Origin of the sequence: Variovorax sp. LjRoot175, assembly GCF_964253805.1 — a bacterium.
Taxonomy (GTDB): domain Bacteria; phylum Pseudomonadota; class Gammaproteobacteria; order Burkholderiales; family Burkholderiaceae_C; genus Variovorax.
Genome location: NZ_CAXURY020000003.1, coordinates 525,505 through 545,288 on the forward strand (window position 1 = coordinate 525,505; position 19,784 = coordinate 545,288).

The window sequence follows — 19,784 nt, forward strand, 5'->3', positions numbered from 1 at the left end:
CTAACCGACACCGGGACGCCCGTACGATCAGCATGACGCTCGTCAAGCCCTCACCTATGCAGAAGGCGCGGAGAAGAGGTTGCCGTTCATGTATTTCAGGCCAGTATCCGATGCGACCGTGACGACTGTTGCACCGGGTCCAAGTTCACGAGCGAGTTGTATTGCCGCGATCACGTTCAGGCCGGTCGATGTTCCGGCAAGCAATCCTTCTTCGCTCGCCAGGCGCTGGCACATCAGACGCGCCTCGTCTTCGGAGATTGCCCGTACTTCGTTGTAGAGCTCTCGATCCAGCAGCGGTGGAACGAAGCCGATGCCAATCCCCTCGACATGGTGTTCGCCGGCGTGGCCGCGAGATATAAGGGGCGAAGTAGCGGGCTCGAGGACGACAATTCGCGTACCTTGGGCAGCCGCTTTGAGGGCTCTCGACACCCCCATCACCATGCCCGCCACTCCTACTGCTCCGCAGAAGGCCGAAATGCCGTTGGGAAACTGCTCGGCGAGTTCGACCCCGATTTGCTCGTACCCGAGGAGAGCATCACGGTTGTTGAACTGGTCCGTCAGATAGCAATTTCCCTCGTCGGCGATCGCTTTAGCTCGCTGAATCATTGAAGGAATCAAGATTGCCGAAATCTTCCCGGACGGACTGTGAATCAGCTCAACCTCTGCGCCGAACGCAGCCATCGTTTTCAGTTTCTCTTGGGCAAATGCGTTGGATGAAACGATGCGAAATCGATAGCCCTTGACGGCACAGACAAACGCAAGAGACGAACCGGTGCTTCCCCCGCTTGCTTCGACGACAGTCATGCCAGGCTTGAGAGTCCCTCGGGCCTCTGCTTGCTCGATCATTGTCTTCGCCATGCGATCCTTGTATGAACCTGTTGGATTGAAGTACTCCAACTTCACGTATACAGATGCGCTGCCCTCCGGTACCACCCGGCGAAGTTTTACGACGGGTGTATTTCCAATTGCACCCAAAGCTGATTCCGATGGAAGGGGAGGAGGCTGGCTCATAGGCATTCATTGTTGCATCGAGAAGGGTAAGCGTTACCGCTGCCTGAACGTGGTCGCGGCAAGAGGACCCAACACCTTTTGCAAGCTCTCGTTGATGATGAGAAACCGTCTGCACTGGCTGAGGGAATCGCTGGAGCAGGCGCGCACTCGTTCAAGCGCATTGCGCAAGTGCCCAACCCATCTGCGCAAGCGGCCGCGCACCGGCGCTCGCTTGCTTTGCCTGCGCGCTCGACGCTGTCCCCGTCTCCACACGTTTGGCAATTCCTTGCAGGATGCCGGCGAGCCGGAACATGTTGTAGGCGAGGTAGAAGTTCCAATCGGCCATCACCGCGTCGGGGTCGGCGCGGCCTGTCCGCTCGCAGTAGCGGCGCACATAGGTCTTCTCGTCGGGGATGCCGAGGGCGGCGAGGTCGAGCCCGCGAATGCCGAGGAACTGGCCCGGCTGGATGTGCCACGACATGCAGTGGTAGCTCAAGTCGGCCAGCGGATGTCCGATGGTCGAGAGCTCCCAGTCGAGCACGGCGATCGCACGTGGCTCGGTGGCGTGGAACATCAGATTGTCGAGCCGGTAGTCGCCGTGCACGATCGACACCTGGCTCTCGTCGCGCGCGCTGGCCGGTATGTGCGCAGGGAGCCAGTCCATCAACCGATCCATCTCGGGGATCGGCTGCGTGATCGAAGCCTCGTACTGCTTCGTCCAGCGGCCGATCTGGCGCTCGAAATAGTTGCCCGGCTTGCCGTAGTTCTCGAGACCCGCTGCCTTGACGTCTACGTTGTGCAGCGCGGCGATCACGCGGTTCATCTCGTCGTAGATTCGACTCCGCCGCGTGCCGTCGGCATCGGGGATCGATGGGTCCCACATCACGCGGCCGGCCATGTACTCCATCACGTAGAAGGCGCAGCCGATCACGGATTCATCTTCGCACAGCAGGTACATGTCCGGGACCGGCACGTCGGTCGCGCGCAGCGCCCGCATCACAGTGAATTCACGATCGATCGCATGCGCCGAGACCAGCAGCTTCGCCGCCGGGCCGGGCTTGCAGCGCATCACGTAAGAGCGCTCCGGCGTGTTGAGCTTGTATGTTGGGTTCGATTGCCCGCCCTTGAACTGCTCGACCGTGAGTGGTCCCTCGAAGCCGTCGACCCGCGGCTCGAGATAGGCGCGCAGCGCGGCCACATCGAACGCATGAGACTCGGGGATGGGCTTAGTGCCGGTTTGAGCTTCTGTCATGTCTAGGGTCTCGGGATTACCGTTCAATCAGGTAGGTGCGGGCATAGCTTGCCGGAACGCAGCTCAGCCTTAGGTCGTCCGAAGGTAGACGCCCGGCTCGGCCGACAAGCCTTGCTTGACTTGCCGGGTGATCTCGTCGGCCAGCACCTCTTCGGCCCCGGCTTCGAGGGCGTCGAGGCTGCGGCGCACCACCTCGTCCGGGCTGGACTTGGGCTGATCGTTGCCGCGCGCCATGTCGGTGTCAACGAACCCCATGTGCATGCCCAGTACCTGGGTGCCCTGGGCGCGCAGTTCGTGGCGCAGGCTGTTGGTCAATGACCAGGCGGCCGATTTGGTGGCGGCATAGGTCGCGAGACGCGGTGCGGTGATCCAGCTTGCGAGCGACAGGACGTTCAGGATCGCGCCGCCGCCGTGGCCTGCGAGCACCGGCGCGAAGGCGAGCGCCATGCGCAGCGGCCCGAAAAAATTGGTCTCAAACTGGGCGCGGGCGGCCTCGACGCTGCCCTCGGCAAGGAAGCCGCCGAGCGTCGCGATACCGGCGTTGTTGATCAGCAGCGTGACGTCGCCGCAATGGCGTGCCGCTGCGGCAATCTCATCGGGCCTGGTGACGTCGAGGCGAATCGGTTCGACGCCGGCCAACGTGACGTTGGCGGGATCGCGCGCTGCCGCGTAGACCTTGCGGGCGCCGCGGGCCAGAGCGGCGCGGGCGAAAGCGAGACCAATGCCGCGGTTGGCGCCGGTGACGAGGACGGTGGCGTTGTCGAGTTTCATGGTCAGGTCCTTGGAGGAAGTTGAAGAGGCTGCGGTGCAGCGGTAGAGCGCGGCATGGATACGCTATTCGTTATATTTCGCGGTCGAAGGAAGGTGGGAAGCTGCGCGCAAGGCTCCCCAGGCCACGAGGGTCAGGCCGATCCGATGGGCGGCAACGGTTGCTCCGAAACCGATCAACAGCTTGGCCCCGGGGAGAGTCGGTCGCCTGGCCCACATGGTCGAAGTGGTAGTGACCGATCTCGATCGTTCCGCCGCGCTCGGGACTGAGGCCAGTGAACTTCAAATGGTCGACGAGGCTGACACGCTCGGCCGCTGCGACCGGAAATGCAATCTGGCCAAGCATGGGAGCTGCAGCCAAAGCCTGAGCGCTCAGCAGGTTGAACAGATTCATCGCTCTAGATCTGCGCAATGCCGCCGTCGACGAACAGCTCGATACCGGTGACGAAGCTCGATGCGTCCGAGGCCAGGAAGACTGCGACCTTGCCGATTTCATCGGGTTCCCCGATCCGACCCATCGGGATCTGACCCGCAAAACCATCAAGCAGCCCCTGCTGCTGCTCTACTGGCACCAGGCCTACCAGCCCAGGCGTTTTCGTCGGTCCGGGACTGAGGACATTGATGCGAATGTTGCGACCTTTGAGGTCCAGAATCCAGCTGCGAGCGAAGTTCCGAATTGCCGCCTTAGAAGCGCTGTAGACGCTGAATGCAGGCACGCCATGTATCGAACTGGTCGAACCAACCAGGATGACTGCCGCGCCATCCGCCAACAGGGGAAGTGCCTTTTGAACTGTGAAGAGCACCCCCTTCACGTTGGTGCTGAACGTCTGGTCGAACAGCTCTTCCGTGATCGCGCCAAGCGGAGCCATGCTGCCGCCTCCCGCATTGGCGACCAAGACGTCGATGCGTCCATGGTGTTGCTTGACGGTCGCGAAGAGGGTGTCGAGATCCTGCAAGCTGGAGGCGTCGGCGCGGACGCCGGAGGCTTGATCTCCGATTTCGGCGACCGCAACGTCAAGCTCTTTCTGGCGCCGACCGGTGATAACGACGCGTGCGCCTTCGGCTGCAAACCGTTTGGCAATGGCCAGACCGATGCCGGTGCTTGCGCCAGTCACGACAGCGATCTTGCCTTGGAGGGAGGGAGTCATTTCGGGCCGTTGGGGTGGTCCGGCACGGGTTGCGCCGAATGGGGTGGATGAAGAGCGAGGTCAGGCACTGAAGCCGCTATAGGACGAGGCTTCAATCAAGGCGACCTGACCGATGCAGAAGCCCGATGCACTCATCTCGCGCACCGCGGGTCCAGCAACGCAGCGTTTTTTCACTAGCAAGACGCTGGCAAGAACGATCCGGCCCACAGCTGGCCAATCCTTGACCATGACCACAGTTGGCGGGAACACCGCCTCCGTGTTGCCAATCGCTCTGTGTTGTTGCGTTCATCAGCAAAGCCTTTACTCAACAGCCTTGCCCATGTCCTCGACCACCTTCTTGGCATCGCCGAAGACCATCATGGTCTTGTCCATGTAGAAGAGCTCGTTGTCCAGACCGGCATAACCCGCGGCCATCGAGCGCTTGTTCACGATCACCGTCTTGGCCTTGTAGGCCTCCAGGATCGGCATGCCGTAGATCGGCGTGCCCTTGGTGAGCGCAGCAGGGTTCACCACGTCGTTGGCCCCCAGGATGATCGCCACGTCGGCCTGCGCGAACTCGCCGTTGATGTCCTCCATCTCGAACACCTGGTCGTAGGGCACCTCGGCCTCGGCCAGCAGCACGTTCATGTGGCCCGGCATGCGGCCGGCCACCGGATGGATCGCGTACTTCACGGTCACCCCCTTGTGGGTGAGCTTCTCGGCCAGCTCGTTGACCGCATGCTGGGCCCGCGCCACCGCCAGGCCGTAGCCCGGCACGATGATCACGGTCTCGGCATTGGAGAGCATGTAGGCCGCGTCGTCGGCGCTGCCGCTCTTGACGGGGCGCTGCTCCTTGGCGCCGCCCGCAGCAGCAGTCGCCTCGCCGCCGAAGCCGCCCAGGATCACGTTGAAGAACGACCGGTTCATCGCCTTGCACATGATGTAGCTCAGGATCGCGCCCGAAGAGCCCACCAACGAACCGGCCACGATCAGCATCGCGTTGTTCAGGCTGAAGCCGATGCCCGCGGCCGCCCAACCCGAGTAGCTGTTGAGCATCGAGACCACCACCGGCATGTCGGCGCCGCCGATGGGGATGATGATGAGCACGCCCATCACGAAGGCCAGCGCCAGCATCGCGAAGAACGCTGGCCAGCTTTCGGTGAACATGAACACCAGCCCGAGCCCGATCATGGCCAGGCCGAGCACGAGGTTCAGCATGTGCTGGCCCGCGAACTGCACCGGCGCTCCCTGGAACAGCCGGAACTTGTAGGTGCCCGAGAGTTTTCCGAAGGCGATGACCGAGCCGCTGAAGGTGATGGCGCCGATGGCCGCGCCCAGGAACAGCTCGAGCCGGTTGCCGGTGGGAATGGGTGCGCCCTTGGCAAGGCCTTCGAGCATGGCCGCGGGTTCGACCACGGCCGCGATCGCGATGAACACCGCCGCCAGGCCGATCATGCTGTGAAAGAAGGCCACCAGCTCGGGCATCTTGGTCATCTCGACCGTCTTGGCACGGTAGGCACCGTAGCCGCCGCCCGCCACCAGCCCCAGCAGGACCCAGCCCAGGCCCACGAGGTTGCCGCCGGCCAGGTTGTAGATCAGCGCACCGGTGGTCACCACCGCGATGGCCATGCCGGTCATGCCGAAGATGTTGCCGCGGATGGACGTGGTGGGATGGCTCAGGCCCTTGAGGGCCTGGATGAAGCAGACGCTGGCAACCAGGTAGAGCAGCGTGACGACGTTCATGCTCATTGGGCGGCTCCCGATTCAGCCTTGGGTGCTGCGGTCTTCTTCTCCTTTTTCTTGAACATCTCGAGCATGCGCCGCGTGACGAGGAAGCCGCCGAAAATGTTCACCGCCGCGAGTGCGACCGCGAGCACGCCCATGGTCTTGCCCAGCGTGGTTTCGGTGAGCGCGGCTGCCAGCATGGCGCCCACGACCACGATGGCAGAGATCGCGTTGGTCACGGCCATGAGAGGCGTGTGCAGCGCGGGCGTGACGGTCCACACCACGTGGTAGCCCACGTAGATGGCCAGCACGAAGATGATGAGGTTGATGACGGTATGGGAAACGGGATCCATGGATTCTTCTCCTCGCGTGGGTGCCGGGGGTGGCTTACTTCTTCGTGACCTTGCCGTCGTGCGCGACGCGGCAGGCGGCGACGATGTCGTCTTCGAGGTCGATCTTCAGGGCGCCCTCCTTGGTGACGATGAGCTTGAGGAAGTCGAGCACGTTGCGCGCATAGAGCGCCGACGCGTCGGCCGCCACCAGCGCCGCAAGATTGGTCTCGCCCACGATGGTCACGCCGTGCTTGATCACCGTCTTGTCGGCTTCCGACAGCGGGCAGTTGCCGCCCACGCCGCCCGTGCCCTTGCCGGCCGCGATGTCGACGATCACCGAGCCCGGCTTCATGGCCTTGACCATGTCCTCGGTGATGAGCGTGGGCGCGGCGCGTCCCGGAATGAGCGCGGTGCTGATGACGATGTCGGCTAGCGCCACGCGCTTGGCCACTTCGACCTGCTGGCGCGCGAGCCAGCTGGGGGGCATGGGCTTGGCGTAGCCGCCGACGCCGACCGCGGCTTCTTTCTCCTCGTCGGTGTCGTAGGACACCTCGATGAACTTGCCGCCCAGCGATTCGATCTGCTCCTTGACGCTCGGACGCACGTCGGAGGCCTCGATCACGGCGCCCAGGCGCTTGGCGGTGGCAATGGCCTGCAGGCCCGCCACGCCGACGCCCAGGATGACCACGCGCGCCGCCTTCACGGTGCCGGCGGCGGTCATCAGCATGGGGAAGAAGCGCTGGTATTTGTCGGCCGCGATCATCACGGCCTTGTAGCCGGCGATGTTGGCCTGCGATGAGAGCACGTCCATGCTCTGGGCGCGGGTGGTGCGCGGCGCAGCTTCGAGCGCAAACGCCGTGAGGCCGGCACCGGCCAGACGCTGCAGGCCGGCGGCATCGAACGGGTTGAGCATGCCGATCACCACGGTGCCCGGCTTCATGAGCGCGGTTTCCGCATCGCTGGGCGTGCGCACCTTGAGCACCATGTCGGCCCCGAAGGCGGCCGCCACGTCGGTGATTTCGGCGCCGGCCGCCTGGTAGGCGGCTTCGGTGACGCTGGCTGCAACGCCGGCCCCCGACTGCACGCGAACCGCGTGCCCCGTGGCGACAAGTTTTTTCACCGTCTCGGGCGTAACGGCCACGCGGGTTTCGCCGGCCATTGTCTCGGCAGGCACGCCAATCTTCAATGTCACAGCGCGGCACCAAGCGAGGAGCGTAGCAATTTCCCAACTGCTGACCGAGGGAGCTTTGTCCGAAATTCAATGATCTTTGGACGCTTATACGCAGTTAGGTTTGCCTTCATGTGTTGTCTAATTGATTCTTCAGTTAGCGCGTCACTTCGAGGCACCACAACCAATTTCACGGCTTCTCCAGTGAGCTCATCAGGAACGCCGACCGCCGCGCACTCAAGCACCTGATCCATTTCGATAGCGACAGCTTCAATCTCGCTGGGATAGACGTTGAACCCGCTCACCAGCATCATTTCCTTCTCCCGGCCAGAAATACACAGATAGCCGTGTTCATCAATACAACCGAGATCGCCGGTAAGAAAAAAACCGTCTTTCGTCATGAAACGAGCAGTTTCGGCGTCGCGCTGCCAATAACCCTTGAACAACTGTGGGCCGCGAACTGCAATTTGTCCAATCTCTCCCAATGGCAGGGCTTCGAATTTTTCGTTAAGGATCAATACTTCCGTTGACGGTGCTGGCGGGCCGACGGTCCCTTGGCGAATATTGCCGTGAGGTGGGTTGCAGCTTACCGTTCCGGACGTCTCGGAAAGTCCGTATCCCTCGCTAATGGCACAACCTGTTCTTTCGAGCCATCTCGCGGCAATTGGACGCTGCGTGGCCATTCCGCCAGCAGTGGTAACCTTGAGATGTCGCCAATCGACTGTGTCGAACTCAGGATCATTCATCAAGTTGCTAAACAGCGTATTGATGCCGGGCAGCATATGAAAAGGGGCTTCACGCAATTTCGCTAGCATCTTCGCCGAGTCGCGAGGATCGGTAATCAAGAGCACAATCCCCCCCAATTTAATACTCGCCAGAAGTGTTATGAAAGAAACTATGTGGTATAGAGGCAATGCACACGCGAACACCGGGACGGGTATGTCTGCCAATGCGGGCTGGAACCAAGCGGAGTTTTGAGCAGTGTTGGCCAGTAAGCTTTCATGAGAGAGCATTGCCCCCTTGGAAACCCCCGTGGTCCCGCCGGTGTATTGCAGAACCACGGTGTCACTTTTGGCCAGCTTGGGCGTCGAATACGTCGCGGACAACCCAAGCGAGAGCGCTTCAGGCATATCGATGACTGATTTGACGGCATGATCTGTGCCAAGATTTTCTCGCCTGGGTTTCAAATCACTGCGCAGGTTGCACAGAATTGAATGGTCAACCCGCGTCTGGGATAGGCCATCCTTCACTGCATCGAATTGACTTTCGAGCAATATGGCCACCTCAGCTTCAGCGTCCGATACTTGCAGCAGAAACTCCCGAGAAGTGTAGGCGGGGTTAACGTTGACCAATACCATCCCCGCTCGAATTACACCGATTGCCGCTATAACGTATTGTGGTGAATTGGGAAGAGCGACGGCTACTTTTGCTCCCGCCTCGAGCCCCAATGTTTGTAGATGCGCTGCAATTCCTAGACTCAACGAATCTAGATCTGAATAGCTGAGTTCACTATCTTCATGACGAATAGCAATGCGATCGCTCAAACGATAAAACGAAGCACTGAAAAAATCGGCAAGGGTCCGGTACTCCTTCAAGGGATCGATAGTGTGCGGAACTTGAGGCGGATACCACTCCAGCCACGGGCGATTGTTCATTAGTTGCCCCCGCTACTTCGCAGTTGCAGCAAGGCCAGCGGTTGCTGGGAGCTTGATAAGCATTTTTCCGGTGTTTCCCCCCTCAAACATGCGCTGCAGGGCAGTGGGGAAAGTCTCAATGCCTTCGAGCACATCTTCGTAGGATTTGATCCAGCCGGCAGCTAACCAACCTCGCAATGCATGCAGTGCCTCAGGATAACGCTTTTCATAATCGAAAATTACAAACCCTTCCATCGTGGCTCTGTTCATGAGCAGAGACATGTAATTTCTTGGCCCGTTGCCGCGTGCTACATTGTTGTATTGTGAGACGGCCCCACAGACCACAATACGCGCACCGCGGCGAATGCGACCGAGAGCTAGATCAAGTACTTCGCCGCCGACATTGTCAAAGTAAACGTCAACACCTTCCGGGCATGCTTTTGACAACTGAGCACGTGCGTCAGACTGTTTGTAGTCAACGGCAGCATCAAACCCCAGATTGTTTACAAGGTGAGCGCATTTTTCTGCGCCCCCCGCAATACCAACGACGCGACATCCCTTGATCTTGGCGATTTGGCCGACAACTGAACCCACGGCTCCTGCAGCGCCGGACACCAGGACCGTTTCGCCGAACTTGGCCTTCCCTATTTCCAGAAGACCGAAGTACGCCGTAAAACCAGGAGTACCAAGGGCGCCCATATAAGCCGTTGCTGGCACATTTGAGATATCAATCTTCGTAAGTTCATTGGCATTCATGGTTGCGAACTCTTGGACACCAAAAGCTCCTAGCACGGCGTCACCGACGCTGAATCTCGCGTCGTCGGACTGCAAGACCAAACCGGCCCCGGCGGCCCGCATGACATCACCGATAGCAATTGCCTCCATGTAGGACTTCCCTTCATTCATCCACGACCGCATGGCGGGATCCACAGAAATGAAGGTGACTGCCACGAGCACCTTTCCGTTCTCTGGTGCCATTACTGTCGTTTTTACCTGCTGCCAGTCACTTTCTTTTGGCAGCCCACTGGGACGCTGCCTGAGAACGAACTGCTTGTTGGATAGTTGCGAAAGGTCAGTCATGGGATATCTCCGAGTTCAAATTGTTTAAAATTGTCGATTGGTCGAAAGATTTGCGAATTCAACAACCTGGCTGGCCATAAGCTGAATTTGCTGTATCACGGAAATCGATTGGCAGGTGCCTTCAGAATCGAGCGGCGCTTCAGCTATGTTGATGGCGACGCCCATCGGGGTAGGCCACCCTCTCAGCGCATGCACTATCTCCCTCAAGGACGCCATCGTTCCGACGGCCGCCTGCCATCCGCCAGCTATGGCCATGCACCCGACCGCTCGTTCGCTGAAATAGGGGCGCTTATCACTTCTGGTTTCTTCGGCATAGTCAAGCGCGTTCTTCATGAACCCGGATACGGTTCCGTGATAGCCAGGCGAAGCGATAATGATTCCGTCGGCTCTGCGCAACTCTTTAACAAGCAGTTGTGCTGCAACGTCTGCCGCTGCGCTGGGTTCATAGAGAGGCAAACGAAGCGAATTGGCACCGAGGAAGCTTGTGGTTGCCCCTGCCTTTTCAGCGGCGCTGAGTGCAAGCTGCAGATAGCGCTCGGCACTTGAACCGGGTCTTGTCCCACCCCCAATGCCGAGGATCCGTGGCGAGGAATTAGTCATCATGCGGCCTCGAAATGCTGCAGTTGAGGTCCGCTTTCAACGGCGGACCAGTACTCGCGGGTTAGCCTGTCCATCAAAGCGGCCGTTGGCTCAATCGCATTGAGCGATCCGACACCATGGCCGGCTGACCACACCTTCGTCCAACGCTCAATGTCTCCGTTGCGCACCGGCTCTGCAGACTCGAGTTCGTCTGCATTAATGCCGACCGCGGCCAGGCTTTTTCGCAGCCAATACGCCGGCACTCCAGAAACAGCTTTAGTCAAGATCAGATCGTCAATATCCGAATCCAGCAACATCTGACGATATGAGTCGCTGGCCATTGATTCCGGGCAGGCGATAAATGCTGTACCCATGGACGCAAGGTCCGCGCCCAGCGTCTCCGCAGCTCGAATACCGGACCCATTGATGATTCCCCCGCCCAAGACTATCGTCCCGCCGAAAAACTCTCGAATGGCCGGGACCATTGCAAAGGCGCTCATCATCCCGGTATGCCCTCCCGCGCCAGCAGCTACTAGGACAAGCCCGTCGACTCCGAGCGATACGGCTTTTCGGGCGTGTTGTACAGAGTTCACATCAGCAAACACTCGTCCGCCATACGAGTGCACGCATTCGATTACCTCCTTAGGACTGCCAAGAGCTGTAATGATTAGCGGTGGCCGATAGCGCGCCACTACATCAAGGTCTTGGCTGAGCCTCTGATAGCTTTTATGAACCAGCAGGTTCACGCCCCACGGCGCATCAGTCGGCCCTAGCTGAGTTGAAATCCGATGGAACCACTCATCCAGGATTTCAACAGTCCTGGCATTCGCGGCCGGAACGGTTCCAATGGCACCTTTACGGCACGCAGCCACTACCAGCTCGACGGTAGACACCAGAAACATCGGTGCGATAAGGAGCGGCAGTTTCAACCGTCTGAGCCAGTCTTCAGGCATTGTCATTTGCGTCCTTAAAGCATTGCGGAATTCGTCGGAAGGCCGAGATACAGCCGGCCCGTGAGTTCATACGTGGACTCACTGACCATCATGTGCTGAGAGGCAGTTAAGACATCGCGCAGGCAACGCTGAAGTTGAGAGTCGTCAAAGATCGCGCTGCCACCCGCACAGGAATACACCCGAGTGACGACTTCGACCGCTTGCTCGCTTGCATGGGTCGTCGCCAGTCGAAGGTCTCGGCGTAGCGCCACAGAAATCTCCCCCGAGTTGGTGGACGCCGACCATGCCCGGTCAACCGCGTCAATCAGGAAGGCCCGAGCGGAGCGAAGCTGGGCTTCCGCCCTTGCTACATGCTGCTGAGTTGAGGCGCGCTCGGCCAAAAGACGGGCACTGCCTTGAGGCGTCTTTTTTGTTGCGAGCTCTATCAGGCTATCGATGGCAAGACGTGCGATGCCGAGCGCTACTGCCGCGATGCCCACGCCCAGGATGCAAAACACCGGAAACTTAAACAATGCACCTGGGATCGGTACGTCGGTAAGTATCGATGCCGACAGGCCGGCAGGGACGAATGCATCTTTTACGCTGTATTCATTGCTACCTGTTCCGCGCAAACCGAGCGTGTGCCACGTGTCGGCTATCGACACTTGCTCTGCTCTAAAGACCATGGAACGATTTTCCAGTGTCCCGTCCGCCAGTTTTTCTGGTTTTCCATCATCACCCAAAATCACACATCCGCCGGTGATGAAATCAGCGTTGTACGATGCTGAGCCCCACATCCAACTCCCATTCACCAGGAAACCCGGTACCCCGTCGACTGCCGTGCGGACCGCAGTCCCGCGCGGCGCGAATACTCCGGCCATTTTGATGTTTGGATTCTTAAATATTACTTTTGCTTCGGGACCAGGAAGATAACCCCCAATGATGGTCGATGTGTTCGAGATAAACGTGCACCATGCCGCTGCAGCATTGGCTTGTGCCAGTTTTTCTACGACGGCCACGAATGTATGCACATCCGCCTCCAGGCCACCGAGTGCACGCGGAACGAACATGCGATAAAAGCCGGCCTGAGCCAGTGTTTCGGCAAGTTCGTTTGGCAGATGTCTTTCTTTTTCTACTGTGTCGTTTGCCGCTTGCAAGATTGGGCTCAACTCTTGGCATGCGTAAAGCAGTTCATCACGCTGCGTCAACTCTGATGGTTCGTACTCAAACGTCATGGGGTAAGCTTTCGTTCAGTGGCGAATTAGTTTTGTGCACTTACGCGCCGATCACCGCACTCGTGCCGCCGTCGACAACAATCGCATGACCGGTCATGTGTTTTCCGGCTGCAGAAGCCAGCAACAGAGCAGCGCCTTTCAGGTCGTCCGGATCGCCCAGTCTCCCAAGAGGGGTAGTGCTCATGATTCTTTCCTCGCCGAACGCTGCAATCACCCCGTCTGCCATCTTGCTTGGGAACAGCCCAGGAGAGATCGCATTTACGTTAATTCCATACTTACCCCATTCGGCAGCAAGTGCACGGGTAAATGTGATAACTGCTCCTTTACTGGTGTTGTAAGCGACGCATTCCATTGGCGCTGGATTCCCGCCAAGCCCAGCAATTGAGGCGATGTTGATGATGCGACCGCGCTTGCGCGGGATCATGCTTCCCACGGCAGCTTGTTGGCTAAAAAGAAAAAGACTTCTGATATTCAGGTTCATGACGCGGTCCCATGCTTGAAGCGTGTGAGTCTCAGCCGAGGCACCCCAAGAAGTTCCCGCGTTGTTGATTAATATGTCCAAATGGCCGAGAGTGTCGAAAGTTTTGCTGCAAACGCGTTGAACTTCGGACGGGTCGCTAGAGTCCGCCGCGATCCAAGAAGCGTCGATCCCGAGGTTTCTCAGATGGGCGGCGGCGGCCTCGAGTTCGGCCTCCTTCCTTGCCGTCAGCATCAGGCGCGCACCTGCACTACCGAGCGCTTCCGCAATTTGGAGCCCGATGCCTCGTGACCCGCCGGTAATGAGAGCGGTGGAACCTTCAAGGTCGAAAAGCGTATTGGAATAGTAGTTCATGGATTAACAAGTGCTCCAAGTGGAGAAGTTACGGAGGAAAATTTTTTGCCGCCGGTGAAGTTGAAATCCGTTTCAGGGGCGTGCCATTCGACAAGTTGAGGGTCTTGCAATCTCTTCAGCGGCGAATTCGCGCACAGGAGCGAATGTTTTACCAGTTCCTTCGGCACTGTATGGGAATTGAGCGCTCACGCTCGTCCATACAGTTACAAAAAACGGCTGCTGAAGTTGGTGATCCGACTTTCTCATTTCGACCAAACCATTGAAGCCTTTAAATTTCGCTCCTTCCATCTGCGCTGCCACCCGAACCACATCTGCAGACTTTGCCTGCTGAATTGACATACTTAACAGCTCGAAAACTAAGGCGATACTGTGCGTATAAAAATCGTCGTTGAACCGCTTATGGAATTCATTCATCCAGGCGTTCATTTGACCGCCCATGTTGTAATGGCTGAAAGCGACTTGAAACACCCGATTGTCGGCAACCCCTCTGAGTGCCGTTGGCGTACCGGCAACTGCCGCGTAGTAGGTGTAAATAGAGCCTTTCCAACCGCTTTCTTCTGCCGCCTTTACAAGCAGCGAAAGATCTGTGCCCCAGTTCCCTGTAACGATCGAATCCGCTCCGGAAGCGAGGACTTTTGCCATGTAAGGGGCAAAATCACGTATTTGTGCGAGTGGGTGGCGATCGTCACCAACGATTGCGATATCAGGCCGCTTCTCCCGCAGGCCGAGTTTCGCGGCTTCAGCGATCTGGACGCCCGAGGAATAATTCTGATTGACTAGATAAACTTTCTTGACCTTGGGCTGGTCTTTGATGAAGCTTGTCAATGCCTCCATTTTCATCGTGGTGTCAGCCTCAAAGCGGAAGTGCCAGTAGCTGCAGCGGCTGCCAGTCAGTTCCGGATCGGTGGCAGAGTGGTTCAGGTAAAGCACTTCTTGCCCTGGGTTGCGCTGGTTGTGCTTTTCGATCGCATCGATAAGCGCCAGCGCCGTCGCTGAACCGGTGCCTTGCGCAACAAACCGGATACCCTGATCTAGTGCACTCTTAAGTGCTGAGACAGTCTCAGACAGACTCAGTTTGTTATCGAAGGCAACGATTTCGAATTTCAGGCCCGCAGCGTTAGATTTGCTGAATTGTTCTGCTAGGAACTGATAGGACCTCAGGAGGTTTGTGCCTACGGAACCCATCAGCCCGGACAACGGTTCGATCACCGCGATTTTCACCACTTGGCCTTTCAGCACAGGCTTCTGGTTTTGCGCGAGTGCTTGTCTTGAAAGACCTAACCCAGCCACTGCCCAGGTCGCGATGCGGGCAAAGTGCCTCCGCGTGAAGGTTGTTGGTGCCATCGGGAAAGTACTCCAAGTGGATAAGTTTCGGTCTGGGTAGACTAACTATCACGGGGTCGGGCGGAACTAGTACTTACCCGAGAACAGTCGCGCAGGTGATCAAGGAGGGCTCCATGTGACTCGCAACGCGGCGCCCTGATGCAACCCTCTAGGCCAACAGTTCTGGCCAAGGGTGCGAATCCCGAAGCTTCAGTAGCCTGCATCGCGGTGGCTCAAGACCCAACGCGACGGCCTAGTGCACTGGGGCGCCGGAGAGCCGTGGCGCCGTCAGCGCGCAAGGCTGGTGAGAGCCCGGTGCCCGAACTCTCCATCTCATCGTGCAGCGCTGATCTTTTGGTGCTGTGTGGCTCGCGAGGCCGAACCTAAACGCTGTCACCGAGAGGCGAGGGCTTCATCGCGCCTGGCTCTTCGCCAACCGGCAGGCCACCCGCAAGGTCCTTGTGCAAGGCGGTCTGGCTAGGCAGGGCGGCAGCGGAGTCAAGGCTGCTTCCGCTGGTCGAATGTGGCCCTGCGACGCAGATGGCCCGTCGCGTGCTACATGCATTTGTGCTCGGGCACTACGGCGGCCCTTGGACGATGGTGGCAGGGTCACATCAACATGGCGTGAGCGGCAAGTGGCCAAGCAGCAATTGGGACGTTTGCCAATCGGCCGCGTGCCGCGGAGTTCGGCAAACTGACGCCCCATGCTCACCAGCGAGCGACTCCAGGGATTCGGCGAGGCCGAACTGCGCGGGCTGACGCAGGGATTGCTGACCCAGACCACCGAGCGCGGCACGAAGTCGTGCTCAGGCGAGCCCAGCCTACGCAAGCCGAGAGCGAGATGCGGATGCAAGTACGGCTCCGAACTCAAGCACATCCGGAGACGTGGGCGAGAAGCTCGAATACATGCCAGATTTGTTCACAGTAGAGCGTCACGCTCGGCGGATGAGCCTGCACGCCACTGTGCTGCAATCGATTCCATGTGATCCCACAACAATGGGGCACCCTCCGCAGGACCATCCTGATCGCGCGTTCAGGACCTCAGGACCTCAGGACCTCAGGACCTCAGGACCCACTTGTTCGATCTCCTCATGGCCCCTACCCTTTGAGAATGTTGAGCCTCGCCAGAACCAGACGTATTTTCAATCTCTTAGAGACGGTCTGCTCGAACCTAAATCCCTCACTTGAGGCCCGATGATCGAACGTCCTCTTCTGCTAAGCTGATGGCACAAACGACTTTTAAGAGCCTTCCGTGAGCGCCTTTGCTGAACCAGATTTGCCACTAAGCGCGCGTGGAAGTCAGCGTCACAAAGACTTGATCGCAGCGGCGCTTCGCGTGTTAGTTCGCGACGGGCATCATGCTGTAACCTTGCGAGCGGTTTCAGTCGAAGCCAATGCAAGTCATGGGGCGATCAACTATTACTTCGGCTCCCGAAGCGCCCTGATGTGCGCACTCGCTGAAGATGTTTGCCGTCGAATTGCAAACAACATTACCCTCGTCACACCTAAGCTCGTGAAGTGCGCGGACGATGCCGATCGGTTCGCGACCGTGCTTGCGGAGCACAACATTAAATATATGGTCAATGACCATGCAATGGGCATGGCGATCACCGAACTTACGCTCGCGGGGTCGCGCGACCTTGAGTTGGGTAGCGTACTTGTGAAATGGGGAAAGATACATGCCCGTCTGATGCGGGATAGCTTTCTGAAACTTGGATCCAGTGATCCAGATTTAGATTACGCCTTTGTGTTGAATTGTGTTAACGGACTTATCATGGCGCAACTCGCGATACCGCGCCGCGACTTCGAGGCACGGATTCTGCAGCCTTCGTTGCTTCGGCTTGTTCGCGCCATCGCGAGCGAAAGGGCAGACTAATGCTCGGTGAAATTTCTTAATTAATACCTGGATCCGTGAGCTCACGAGTGAAAGTGGTTCACCCTGCGGGTGAGGTCGATGCGAGGTAGTTTGGTAAACGCGAGGCAGGCGCGGGGCGTTCATGCTGCTGTTGCAACGCAGTACCCGAGTGAGTCCTTCCCATGCGCCCCTTCATCGTCAAGCAACTCGACTACGACCTGACGCCGGTGGCCGGCCTGGCGCTGGTGGGCCATCATCTGAATCGACTCGCACCTGTGTTCAAGAAACTCGATGGGGCATTGCCTGTGAGAAGTGGCGTTGCCAACAGCGACGTCCTGCGCAGCTACCTGGGCCTGCTGGTGCAAGGCAAGTCGGACTTCGATGCGATCGAGAACTTCCGCGGCGATGCCTTCTTCAAGCAGGCGCTGGGCATCAAGCTGCTGCCCTCCAGCCCGACTCTGCGCCAGCGCATGGACGCCCGCGCGGGCGACCTGTTTGACTTCCTGCCCACGCTGATCGAGACGCTGCTGTGCGGCGTGCGGCGTGCGGCTCGACTATGGTGTCTTGCCCTGCGCTGGCTGGCGCTGGACGTGGACACGTTCACGATGGACAACGGCGACACCGCCAAGGACGGCGTGGGGCGCACCTATACCGGGGTCGATGGCTACTGCCCGCTGGCCGCGTGCCTGGGCTCGCACGGGTTCTGCCTGGAGTTGGCACTGCGCCCGGGCGTGCAGCACTCGGCGTCGGAGACGCAATTCAACTTCGAGCGTGTGATCCCGATGGCGCAACGCCTGAGCGCGGCGGGCCCGAAGGCGCCGATCCTGGCGCGGCTGGACTCTGGCTTCGACTCCGCGGCGCTGATGCGCGAGATCGAGTCGTACAACCGCGCTGGCGTGCCGCAGTTGGACTGCCTGATCAAGTGGAACCCGCGCTCGAGCGACGTGGCGGCGCTGGCCGAGCGGCTTGATGCCGATACCACCACGATCTGGGAGCATCCCCGCGCGGGCAAGCGCGTGACGCTGTGGGAACAGGCGCTGCACATCGAAGGCATCGAGCGGCCGCTGCGCCGCGTGCTGCGCCTGACCGAGCGCACCATCGATGCGCAGGGCCAGTTGTTGATCGAGCCCAAGCTCACGCTGGACGGCTGGAGCACGAGCCTGAGCGCCCAACAGTTCGATGCGAAGGCCATCATCGCGCTGTACGCCGACCACGGCACACACGAGCAGTTCCATTCCGAATTCAAGACCGACCTCGATCTGGAGCGGCTGCCCTCGGGCAAGTTCGATACGAATTACCTGGTGTGCGAGCTCGCGGCGCTGGCCATGAACATCCTGCGCCTGATGGGCCAGGCCGGGCTGCTGGGGCCCGATGCGCCGATGCGCCATGCGGCCAAACGCAGGCGCATCAAAACGGTGATGCAGGAACTCATCTACCGCGCCGGGCGCCTCATCGAGCATGGCCGGCGCGTCATCCTCGGGCTGGGTGCCAATGATCGCGCGGCCAAGGCCTTTGCCCGACTACACGGTGAGTTGTTCGCCGAGTACACATAGGCGCCTGCCATCCCAGCTCACTGCTGACAGAGCCGAAGAATTGCGCACAGGCGCCAGGTTGCGGCGTGGGCCGCGCGCTGCGCCATGGCGGCATATGTGGCGCCACGCGGGCACCGGCCGCGATCAACGGTACACCTGCGCCGCAGTTCGTCGCCGACATGCTCAAGTGGTCCATGTGCGCGTCCAATTCATACGTCAACACTCGTCAGACGGGGCGGGAGGTCACGGATTCAGGAGAACGAAACACTGCACTAGTCGATCCGGATGTCGAGGCGCTTGACCAGTGCGCCGTACACTTGGCGCTCTTCGCTCTGCAGCTTGCGCAATCCGTCGGCGGAGGTGGGATCAGGCTTGGCGCCTTGCACACGCAGCACGTCGACGAACGCCTTGTCCTGCATGGCCTTGTGCACGGCACTCGTCAGTTCGTCCACCTTCGCGGCAGATGTGCCGGCCGGCGCATACAGCGCCTGCCAGAGCCCCATCGACAGGTCGACGCCCAGCTCCTTAAGCGTGGGAATCTGCGGCAACAGGTCCAGGCGCGTGGCCGTTGCACTCGCCAGGATCCTGGCCCGGCCATCCTTGGATGCGGCGTCGGCGGCGCCCGCAGGGACGAACATCATGTCCACCTGTTTGCTGAGCACGGCTTGCACGGCGGGTGCCTGGCCCGAAAAAGGCACGTGGAGCAGTTCAAGACCCAAGGCCGTTGCCAGCCGTTCCATGGCGAGATGGACGATGCTGCCCACGCCCCAGCTGGCATAGCTGATTGCGCCGGGCCGGCTCTTGGCCAGCCGGGTTAAATCCGCGACATTACGGATCTGGTCCAGTGATTGGCCCACTGTCAGCACGATGGGAATATGGGAGACCAAACTCACCGGGCGCAAATCGGTTTCGGGGTTGTAAGGCAGTTTGCGGTAAATGAACTGAATAATCGACTGTGTATCGACGATGCCCAGAAGCAAGGTGTTGCCGTCAGGTGCCGACCGAGCGACATAACCGGCACCGATGCTGCCGCCCGCACCAGGCCGGTTTTCCACAATTACATTTTGGTGCACCAGGTCGCCCAGTGGCTTAGCCAAGGCTCGTGCTAATACATCATTAACCCCGCCCGCGTTAAAAGGCGAAACGATCTTGAGCGCTTGGTTGGCCCCCGCCAAGGTCCAGGGTGTGGCGCTCATGCAGCCGACGGCCGATGCGCATGCCGTTTTGAGAGCGGTTCTCCGGGAGATGGACATAAAATTCCTAAAAGAGAATAGAGGTTGATAATCGCATCACTGCATGCGAGAAGCATGCAAGCCGGCACCCGTAAACTTGCACGGTAGCTTGCATAAAAGCCCAGTCCCCGGCGCGCGTCTGAACCAACAAAAAGCGCCCCGGCGGGCACTCGAGTCGACATTGGTGA

At 59.4% G+C, this 19,784-nt stretch carries 18 protein-coding genes; 2 read left to right on the plus strand and 16 right to left on the minus strand.

Annotated elements, in window-relative coordinates:
* Window positions 1-54: 54 nt before the first annotated feature.
* From ACSQ89_RS40365 to ACSQ89_RS40435, 15 genes are all read right to left on the minus strand, one after another.
* Window positions 55-1,017 (minus strand): PLP-dependent cysteine synthase family protein, encoded by a 963-nt coding sequence (locus ACSQ89_RS40365; protein WP_436297740.1) that lies wholly within the window; start codon window positions 1,015-1,017, stop codon window positions 55-57.
* A 145-nt stretch (window positions 1,018-1,162) separates the two neighbouring features.
* Window positions 1,163-2,242 (minus strand): phosphotransferase, encoded by a 1,080-nt coding sequence (locus tag ACSQ89_RS40370; RefSeq protein ID WP_436297741.1) that lies wholly within the window; start codon window positions 2,240-2,242, stop codon window positions 1,163-1,165.
* Between the two features lie 69 nt (window positions 2,243-2,311).
* Window positions 2,312-3,013 (minus strand): SDR family oxidoreductase, encoded by a 702-nt coding sequence (locus tag ACSQ89_RS40375; protein ID WP_436297742.1) that lies wholly within the window; start codon window positions 3,011-3,013, stop codon window positions 2,312-2,314.
* Window positions 3,014-3,083: 70 nt separating this feature from the next.
* Entirely contained in the window at window positions 3,084-3,404 is a 321-nt protein-coding gene (locus ACSQ89_RS40380; protein WP_436297743.1) for a hypothetical protein, read from the minus strand.
* Window positions 3,405-3,408: 4 nt separating this feature from the next.
* Entirely contained in the window at window positions 3,409-4,158 is a 750-nt protein-coding gene (locus ACSQ89_RS40385) for an SDR family NAD(P)-dependent oxidoreductase (protein ID WP_436297744.1), read from the minus strand.
* A gap of 300 nt (window positions 4,159-4,458) precedes the next feature.
* A complete protein-coding gene (locus ACSQ89_RS40390) occupies window positions 4,459-5,886 on the minus strand; it encodes an NAD(P)(+) transhydrogenase (Re/Si-specific) subunit beta (protein ID WP_436297745.1) in 1,428 nt (475 codons plus the stop codon).
* On the minus strand, window positions 5,883-6,215 hold the full coding sequence (locus ACSQ89_RS40395; protein ID WP_354373910.1) for an NAD(P) transhydrogenase subunit alpha: 333 nt from the start codon (window positions 6,213-6,215) through the stop codon (window positions 5,883-5,885). The genes ACSQ89_RS40390 and ACSQ89_RS40395 overlap by 4 nt, the downstream gene beginning before the upstream one ends.
* A 34-nt stretch (window positions 6,216-6,249) precedes the next feature.
* On the minus strand, window positions 6,250-7,380 hold the full coding sequence (locus tag ACSQ89_RS40400) for a Re/Si-specific NAD(P)(+) transhydrogenase subunit alpha (RefSeq protein ID WP_436297851.1): 1,131 nt from the start codon (window positions 7,378-7,380) through the stop codon (window positions 6,250-6,252).
* A gap of 2 nt (window positions 7,381-7,382) precedes the next feature.
* On the minus strand, window positions 7,383-9,017 hold the full coding sequence (locus ACSQ89_RS40405) for an AMP-binding protein (RefSeq protein WP_436297746.1): 1,635 nt from the start codon (window positions 9,015-9,017) through the stop codon (window positions 7,383-7,385).
* A gap of 12 nt (window positions 9,018-9,029) precedes the next feature.
* A complete protein-coding gene (locus ACSQ89_RS40410) occupies window positions 9,030-10,076 on the minus strand; it encodes an NADP-dependent oxidoreductase (RefSeq protein WP_436297747.1) in 1,047 nt (348 codons plus the stop codon).
* Between the two features lie 24 nt (window positions 10,077-10,100).
* The gene (locus ACSQ89_RS40415; protein WP_436297748.1) at window positions 10,101-10,679 is read right to left on the minus strand and encodes an NADPH-dependent FMN reductase; all 579 of its coding nucleotides are present in this window, start codon (window positions 10,677-10,679) and stop codon (window positions 10,101-10,103) included.
* Complete coding sequence (locus ACSQ89_RS40420) at window positions 10,676-11,608, minus strand: NAD(P)H-dependent flavin oxidoreductase (RefSeq protein ID WP_436297749.1); 933 nt, start codon at window positions 11,606-11,608, stop codon at window positions 10,676-10,678. Before ACSQ89_RS40420 ends, ACSQ89_RS40415 begins: the two co-directional genes overlap by 4 nt.
* 14 nt (window positions 11,609-11,622) lie before the next feature.
* Window positions 11,623-12,822, minus strand: coding sequence for an acyl-CoA dehydrogenase family protein (locus ACSQ89_RS40425; protein WP_436297750.1), 1,200 nt, complete (start codon window positions 12,820-12,822; stop codon window positions 11,623-11,625).
* A 40-nt stretch (window positions 12,823-12,862) separates the two neighbouring features.
* Complete coding sequence (locus ACSQ89_RS40430) at window positions 12,863-13,654, minus strand: SDR family oxidoreductase (protein WP_436297751.1); 792 nt, start codon at window positions 13,652-13,654, stop codon at window positions 12,863-12,865.
* A 72-nt stretch (window positions 13,655-13,726) separates the two neighbouring features.
* Complete coding sequence (locus ACSQ89_RS40435) at window positions 13,727-14,998, minus strand: branched-chain amino acid ABC transporter substrate-binding protein (RefSeq protein WP_436297752.1); 1,272 nt, start codon at window positions 14,996-14,998, stop codon at window positions 13,727-13,729.
* Window positions 14,999-16,229: 1,231 nt separating this feature from the next.
* Between ACSQ89_RS40435 and ACSQ89_RS40440 the strand changes: the two genes are divergently transcribed.
* Both ACSQ89_RS40440 and ACSQ89_RS40445 read left to right on the plus strand, forming a co-directional pair.
* A complete protein-coding gene (locus ACSQ89_RS40440) occupies window positions 16,230-16,853 on the plus strand; it encodes a TetR/AcrR family transcriptional regulator (protein WP_436297753.1) in 624 nt (207 codons plus the stop codon).
* Window positions 16,854-17,014: 161 nt separating this feature from the next.
* Window positions 17,015-18,385, plus strand: coding sequence for an IS1380 family transposase (locus tag ACSQ89_RS40445; RefSeq protein ID WP_436297754.1), 1,371 nt, complete (start codon window positions 17,015-17,017; stop codon window positions 18,383-18,385).
* A 251-nt stretch (window positions 18,386-18,636) separates the two neighbouring features.
* Here ACSQ89_RS40445 and ACSQ89_RS40450 read toward each other — a convergent pair whose 3' ends face one another.
* Window positions 18,637-19,560 (minus strand): Bug family tripartite tricarboxylate transporter substrate binding protein, encoded by a 924-nt coding sequence (locus ACSQ89_RS40450; protein WP_436297755.1) that lies wholly within the window; start codon window positions 19,558-19,560, stop codon window positions 18,637-18,639.
* Window positions 19,561-19,784: the final 224 nt, after the last annotated feature.